A 6,814-nucleotide genomic window follows, 5' to 3' on the forward strand; every position below is an offset into this window, starting at 1 on the left:
ATCAATTATCAGTGAATTAACAGATTCAGCTAGCCGACTTACTCAATAGGAAACCGTGCGCGGCTTTGAGGTCGAGGAACGATTTACGAAGCCACAATCCCTTTTGCCGTTACCTGAATCTTTGATTCGAAACGGCATCGGCATCACGAATTCGCAAAAGGATAACGTGACTCGTGAGATTTAGCATTATTGTACCCGCCCTTGGTCCGCAATCCGAATTCGACAACACGCTGGTTTCCGTCTTGGAAAATCGGCCTGACTCTGCAGAAGTTGTCGTGCCGCACACCAAGGAATACCAAGACCCCTACAACCTGTCCGACGAAGTCCGATTTGTGGAAGCCAGCAGCGATCTGCCGCTGCATCTGCTAAATGTGGGAATTGAAGCGAGCCAAGGGGCTCTGATTCATTCTCTGCAAACCGGTATGGAAGCGACCCCCGGTTGGACACAGTCCGTACTGGAACGTTTTGATGCTGACCCGGAATCAGCCGCGCTGACTCCATCCATTCAAGACGATAGCAGAGCCCTCATCGCTGGCATTCGCTATCAAGCGGGGGGCACTGGCAAACCAGTCCGGGTAAAACGTCGCCAAACCGCCAAGCCGGATGCACCCTGCATCGAGGCAGGATTTTTCCGTGCCTCAACGCTCGCTGCCATCGGGCCCTTTGACGAAAAACTCGGCATCCACCACGCCAACGCTGATACGGCAGCTCGTCTCAAACGTCTCGACCTGAAAACGGCCCATGTCCCGGATTGTATGATTCGAGGCTCCGTCCCATCGCGACCCACTGGCTTTCGGTCGAGCCAACAACTCGAACGTGTTTACCATCGTCATCGTCGCGCGATGGGAAGTACTGTCACACTTCAACATCTGTTCACCGTTGCCACAAATGTAACGCGTCACGTTCCATCGTTGGGAGTTGTCACCGCAATGTTCGGACACTGCCTCGGCAACATTCAATCACGGTTGAATCAAAGTACAAGCTGGGATCCAAACGATCAACAGTCGGCAATCATCCCCTTTCCCGAGCAGGTGGACCGATCGGATTCAGATCGCTACTACCGACGTAGCGCCTGACAACCGGTCCAAACGAGCTTCTCGGAATCACAGCGGCGATACCGTTCAAAAAAAAAGCCCACCAAAGTGGGCTACTTCAAAAGGTCAGCCTCTCGCTGACCTTTCTGTTTTTAAACCGCTGCGGCTTAAGACGGTATGGCCTCGAACGAAGGAGTCACTTGCGTCGGATGGGCAGCGTCCTCCCGTGTGGCGATCGGCGTTGGAATTCCATTTTGCTTCTCAGGGAAGCAAAGCTCCTTCATCCCATAGAACAGTCTCAGTTCGGGATTGTCGCCTAAGGCACTCAACCGATTTGTTAACTCGTCGAGCATTCGCTTGCCTTCCGGCCAACGAACATTCATCACTTTGCCGCCGTCATCCAATAGTTGGTAGACACGAGCACGCGTCACGCCCAGCGAGCGAGCCTGCGCCCGAACACTCGTCGGTTCACCGTTGAACCCCAAACGTTCCATCGCTAGGCGATGAACCGTTGGCCCCGAGTCTACTTGGAGTTGCTGCAAAAGCGGGCTCACAAATTGATCACGAAGCTGGTCGATTGCCGGACAGGATGGGTCCTTCAACTGAGCCGATACCCAATCATGAACCTGCAAAATGTTGACTGGAGTCAGCAAACGCCGCAGATTATCGCTCTTCTCTGCCTTGTTTAGCGTTTGATAAACACTGTGAAAAACCTCCAACACACAACGTACCCGCTTCTCGCCGTGCGTACGCAACCGACGAATCTCTGCGACCGTGTGGTCCAAGTACTGACTTAGTGGCGTGTGCCAGATGACTGTCGGAAGATTTTGGAGTGAAGGCGCGAGTCGACCAAGTTTCTCATTGCCAACTTCGTAATCCCGCACGCCTTCCCGCCACTGACTCCACAACGCCTCTGAGACAATCGACGGATCAAATTTCAGCCCACCATTCGTTTCGGCCCCTCCTTGCAAGGAAGCGTCTCCCAAAAGCGAAGCTTCAAACGAAACGGCTGGCGGTTGATCTTTGGTCGCCCGATGCAAGAGCTTGACTAAAGAACCTATCTTCTTTTCGCCAATGCCCGGAGTTGCCGACAGCTCGTCGAAGGGAGTCGCTAGAAGATCCCCCAAGGTTCTGCCGAGAAACGCCAGCGGTAGCCGGCGGTCGTTGGGAAGCACCCAATAACCCAGCGGCTTCGATAAGCGGTCCGTGTACCGCTCCTCCAGCAGCGTTCGTCGTACATCTTCGTAACTCGTGTCCAGTTTGCACTCATCTGTAGTTGTCATATTATCCATGCCTACTCGTCTCCCGTTCCCGCCCCTTGGCGTCAAGTGGCTCGCAAGTTGCAAAACACTTCGATGATCCTAGTCTACTAAAAAACGCCACAGTATTAATAAAAAACGTCGTTCGCTCGACCGCGTTACGTTGGTGGGGTCAAATTCTTGAAACAAATCTACCGGCTCTCATGGGGGCAAGCTCGAAGCGTTAGGGGGGTAAATCTGTTATTGCTTTGTCGAGTTATTCTTAGGAGTGGCCCTAGGAACGTCAAGCATCTTTCGTTGCGGTTATGACACCTTTAGTCCGCTCTTATCAACCAATCTCCCCACCCCATCAATACCTACAAACCCCTTATCAACAATGAGTTACGTTCCTTTTACGAAACAAAGACAAAAACGTCCACTAAAATGACAAGGATTTTTATTTACGCAATTTCCACGTCAATAAATCGTTATTTTCTACTTCCCACTTGGTTACATGTGATTTACTAATCACGAACAAGGGTATCGAATCAACGAAGCTTTCAACCTTCCCAGGTTGCGCCCTATTCCAAACCCGTAAACTGAACGTAAGCTCGAGAATTCCCCCTCTGCCGATTCAGGAATAAATGCTACTAAATCCCTGCGACTGCCAACCCATGAAGCCAACCCGCCGACGAGCCAACGAGCCAGCCATCGTCGACAAAATACCCCGATCAAGCGAAGCTTTCATTCTGAGAGGACCATCAACCGTGAATGCTGGGGACCCGACACGATGGCTGACCTAATCGCTCAGGGGCCCAATCGATCCGATCGCTGGCGCCGCCCCCTTCCGACGAATGAGCCGATCATGCTGGGGCGAGGCCAAGATGCCTGGAAAGTGGCTTGGGATAATCGCATTTCCCGTCAGCACGCGAAACTGTGCTGGAAATATTCGGCACTTCAGGTTGAGGCAATTCCCGACCGTCCCAATCCCATCTTTTTTCATGGCGAGCCCGCTAGTCGATTCAGCATCCGTCAGGGGGAGCACTTTGTGATTGGCGCGACAACTTTCACCGTCGTGGATGCCGCAATCAATGTAACAATCGACATTCCACGTCCTGTCACCCAACAGACTTTCAGTCCCGACTACTTACGCCGAATCGACTTTCGGCACGCACGTCAACAAATTGAGGCGTTGAGTCGCCTACCAGAAATTATTGCAGGTGCGGTGACCGACCAGGAACTCTGTGCACGGCTCGTCAATCTGCTGTTGACGGGCGTTACCTCCGCAAAGGCAGTTGCCGTCGTCCGCGCTCCTTCCGATCAAGATCCTCCCGAACAAATCGAAGTATTGCATTGGGATCGAACTGAAGACATCGAACACAGCTTCCAGCCCTGTGGTCATTTAATCCGAGAGGCAATCCAAGCCAAACAGAGTGTCGTCTATCTTTGGCGTGGACAAGCTTCTGCTGACGAGCAGCGGAGCGTCAAAGAATTTGACTGGGCTTTTTGCATACCTGTTCCCGGTGACAGCTGTTCCAATTGGGCGATCTACGTCGCTGGAAACACGGCGGAAAGCGAGCGATCATCGATCACGCCCGATGACTTTCAAGACTCGCTGAAGTTTGTCGAGCTACTGGCTACGACCGTGGGCAGCGTCTGTGATGTGCGTTTATTGCAGCGCCGCACCGCATCGCTTTCTCATTTTTTTTCGCCACCCGTTCGAGATGCATTAGCCAACTCGGATCCAGAATTGACGCTTGCACCGCGTGAAGCGGACGTCGCTGTTCTGTTTTGCGACCTGCGCGGGTTCTCACGGGAGTCTGAACGGGCGGCTGACGATTTATTCGGACTGCTGGAACGCGTCAGTGGATCGTTAGGCATTATGACTCGGCAAATCCTCGACCACGGTGGGGTGATCGGCGACTTTCATGGTGACGCAGCGATGGGATTCTGGGGTTGGCCCTGGCCGCAAACCGACGCAATCTCACAAGCTTGCTTGGCCGCCATTCAGATACGTGCTGCTTTCGAGGTTGCCGCTTCACATGACGAGCACAGGATGTCAGGATTCCGGGTGGGCATGGGCCTGGCCACGGGACGGGCAGTCGCGGGAAAAATTGGCACCATCGACCAGGTAAAAGTAACGGTCTTTGGCCCAGTCGTGAACACAGCGGCCCGCTTGGAAGGCATGACGCGTCAATTCGGCAATGTCATTCTCATCGATGCCAAAACGGCGTCCGAGGCACGCACTCATTTCCCGACGGATGTCGCTCGAATTCGTCGCCTGGCCGAATTCCGACCGTACGGGATGGAATCCACCGTCGAGGTCTTCGAACTGCAACCTGCCAATAGTTTCGACTCATTTGAAGATAGCTACAGCCGTGGCATGGCTGCATTTGAACACGGTGACTGGGAGCAGGCGAAGGAGTTATTGGAAACAGTCAGCGATGTGGATCCGGCACGAAACTACTTCCTTGATTTCATGGCCCAGCAGGCATTCACACCGCCTCCGAACTGGGATGGTGTTATTCCGTTGAACAGCAAATAACAACTAGTCTGCAATCGATTTAGTGGAGTGATCAATCAACGGCGTTAAGTGGGCTGCCACACAATCGGGTAAAACGTCCGTGTTATACCCACCCTCCAATACGCTTACGATTCGGCCTTCACAATGCGAGTTGGCGATTTCTAAGACGAGGCGCGTTAATTTGTGAAAGTCCTCGGTTTCAAGACCAAGCGTCCCCAAGGGATCTAAGTGGTGCGCATCAAATCCAGCGCTAACCAAAACCAGATCCGGTTTCAGCTCATCAGCGAATCGCCCCAGCTCCAGAGAAAATTGTTTGAAATAAGCATCTCGTTGAGTCCCAAATTCGATCGGCAGATTCTTGGTGAATCCCAATCCGGATCCGCGACCGGTCTCATCGGCCGCGCCAGTCCCAGGATAGAAAGGCCAGCGATGAATTGATAGGAATCCCACCTGCTCATCCGCGTAAAACACATCTTGCGTCCCGTTACCGTGGTGCACGTCCCAATCGACGATCAGTACGCGGTCGACATTCAATTTTCGGGTCGCTAATCGGGCAGCAATCGCAACGTTGTTAAACAGACAAAAACCCATCGAACCTTGGGGATTTGCATGATGTCCAGGTGGACGGACCAGACAGAGAGCTGCTCGATCGGCCCCCGCCACGACCTGCCGCACCGCGTCACAGACTGCTCCAGCGGCATGAAGAGCGACATCAAAGGACGATTCGCTGACCATCGTATCCGATTCAATGCGACCACCACCCTGCTGGACAAAAGCTTGAACATGGTTGATATGGTCGGCCGAATGCACCGACTCAAGCTCTGTGATGGACGCGGGGCGCACCGGCAATTGACGGCATTGGCCTGCGAAACCGGATGCAACCAAATGGGAAAAGACGCTTTCCAGGCGACGGACACTCTCGGGGTGTGAACCGGTGTCATGTTTTAAGAAAAATTCGTCGTAATACAGCAGCGCCATCGTATTCACCACCAGCTTGTCGCCAACATATGGCAGCCACAACGCTGTTAAGAAAATGACCCGAACGAATCAGCGAACCTCTGCATCACTTAGAAGACTTCTTTTTATCTTTCGGATCAGGGGCATCTGACGTCTGCTTACGCGAGTGAAATTGCAGCAGATCAGAAAACGTCCGCATCGGCTCACTGCCGTCGGCCATACCATCCGTAATGGGAACCACAGGCTTCGACTTCTTTTTGGGTTTCCAAGATGTCTTTTCGCGTGCCCCTTTTCCTCGCGAGCCCACTTTGGAGGGCTTTTTTTCACCGCCTTTTCCTCGAGGCGGACGCCGGCGCTTTTGTGATGCACCTTGCTCGGTCGACTTAGCGCCGCGAGCCGGCTTGGGTTTCTCAGTTCCAGGCTCAATCGCTGTCAGCGAAACGCGGCGACGTTTCTCATCTACATCGACAACCCAGACTTCGAGGATGTCACCAACACTCACTACATCATGGGGATCACTAATGAAACGATCGGCCAAACGACTGACATGAATCAAACCGCTGTCTGTCAAACCAATATCGACAAAGGCGCCAAAGTCGACAACGTTCAACACGGCTCCTGAAAACTTCATGCCCGACTTTAAATTCTCAATCTTCAGAATCTCACGTCGGAAAACTGGAGGCGACAAATCTTCTCGAGGGTCGCGTCCTGGACGAGCCAAAGACGCCATAATGTCCGTCAAAAGCAACGTCCCAACGGAAAGTTTTTTAGCCAAAGGCGACACATCCACTTGAGCTAACTGATCAGCCAAGTTGATTAGTGTCGCTTCACTGGCTGGAGCTTCACTGGCTGGAGCTTCACTGGCTGGAGCTTCACTGGCTGGAGCTTCACTGGCTGGAGCTTCACTGGCTGGAGCTTCACTGGCCGGAGCTTCACTGGCTGGAGCTTCACTGGCTGGAGCTTCACTGGCTGGAGCTTCACTGGCTGGAGCTTCACTGGCTGGAGCTTCACTGGCTGGAGCTTCACTGGCTGGAGCTTCACTGGCCGATCGTTTCATTAGT

The 6,814-nt window shown here is 53.1% G+C and carries 5 protein-coding genes; 2 read left to right on the forward strand and 3 right to left on the reverse strand.

From position 1 onward, the window contains the following. Window positions 1-173 precede the first annotated feature (173 nt). Entirely contained in the window at window positions 174-1,076 is a 903-nt protein-coding gene (locus P8N76_09115; protein ID MDG2381822.1) for a hypothetical protein, read from the forward strand. 125 nt (window positions 1,077-1,201) lie between these two features. Here P8N76_09115 and P8N76_09120 read toward each other — a convergent pair whose 3' ends face one another. Beyond that, window positions 1,202-2,326: a hypothetical protein gene (locus P8N76_09120; GenBank protein ID MDG2381823.1), complete on the reverse strand. Its 1,125-nt coding sequence runs from the start codon at window positions 2,324-2,326 to the stop codon at window positions 1,202-1,204. Between the two features lie 736 nt (window positions 2,327-3,062). Between P8N76_09120 and P8N76_09125 the strand changes: the two genes are divergently transcribed. Then, window positions 3,063-4,817 carry an adenylate/guanylate cyclase domain-containing protein gene (locus tag P8N76_09125; protein ID MDG2381824.1) on the forward strand — a complete coding sequence of 585 codons (1,755 nt, stop codon included), beginning with the start codon at window positions 3,063-3,065 and terminating at the stop codon, window positions 4,815-4,817. Between the two features lie 3 nt (window positions 4,818-4,820). Here the strand turns inward: P8N76_09125 and P8N76_09130 are convergent, their stop codons facing one another. Together P8N76_09130 and P8N76_09135 are read right to left on the reverse strand one after the other, a co-directional pair. Beyond that, complete coding sequence (locus P8N76_09130) at window positions 4,821-5,774, reverse strand: histone deacetylase (GenBank protein MDG2381825.1); 954 nt, start codon at window positions 5,772-5,774, stop codon at window positions 4,821-4,823. A gap of 85 nt (window positions 5,775-5,859) precedes the next feature. Further along, window positions 5,860-6,814: S1 RNA-binding domain-containing protein (locus P8N76_09135; protein MDG2381826.1), on the reverse strand; the 955-nt coding region annotated here is incomplete at its 5' end.

The sequence above is a fragment of the Pirellulaceae bacterium genome (assembly GCA_029243025.1).
Lineage (GTDB): Bacteria > Planctomycetota > Planctomycetia > Pirellulales > Pirellulaceae.

Coding starts and splice junctions, on each gene's coding strand:
- P8N76_09120 (MDG2381823.1), bottom strand. CDS start 2,326: ATGGATAATATGACAACTACAGATGAGTGCAAACTGGACACGAGTTAC.
- P8N76_09125 (MDG2381824.1), top strand. CDS start 3,063: ATGGCTGACCTAATCGCTCAGGGGCCCAATCGATCCGATCGCTGGCGC.
- P8N76_09130 (MDG2381825.1), bottom strand. CDS start 5,774: ATGGCGCTGCTGTATTACGACGAATTTTTCTTAAAACATGACACCGGT.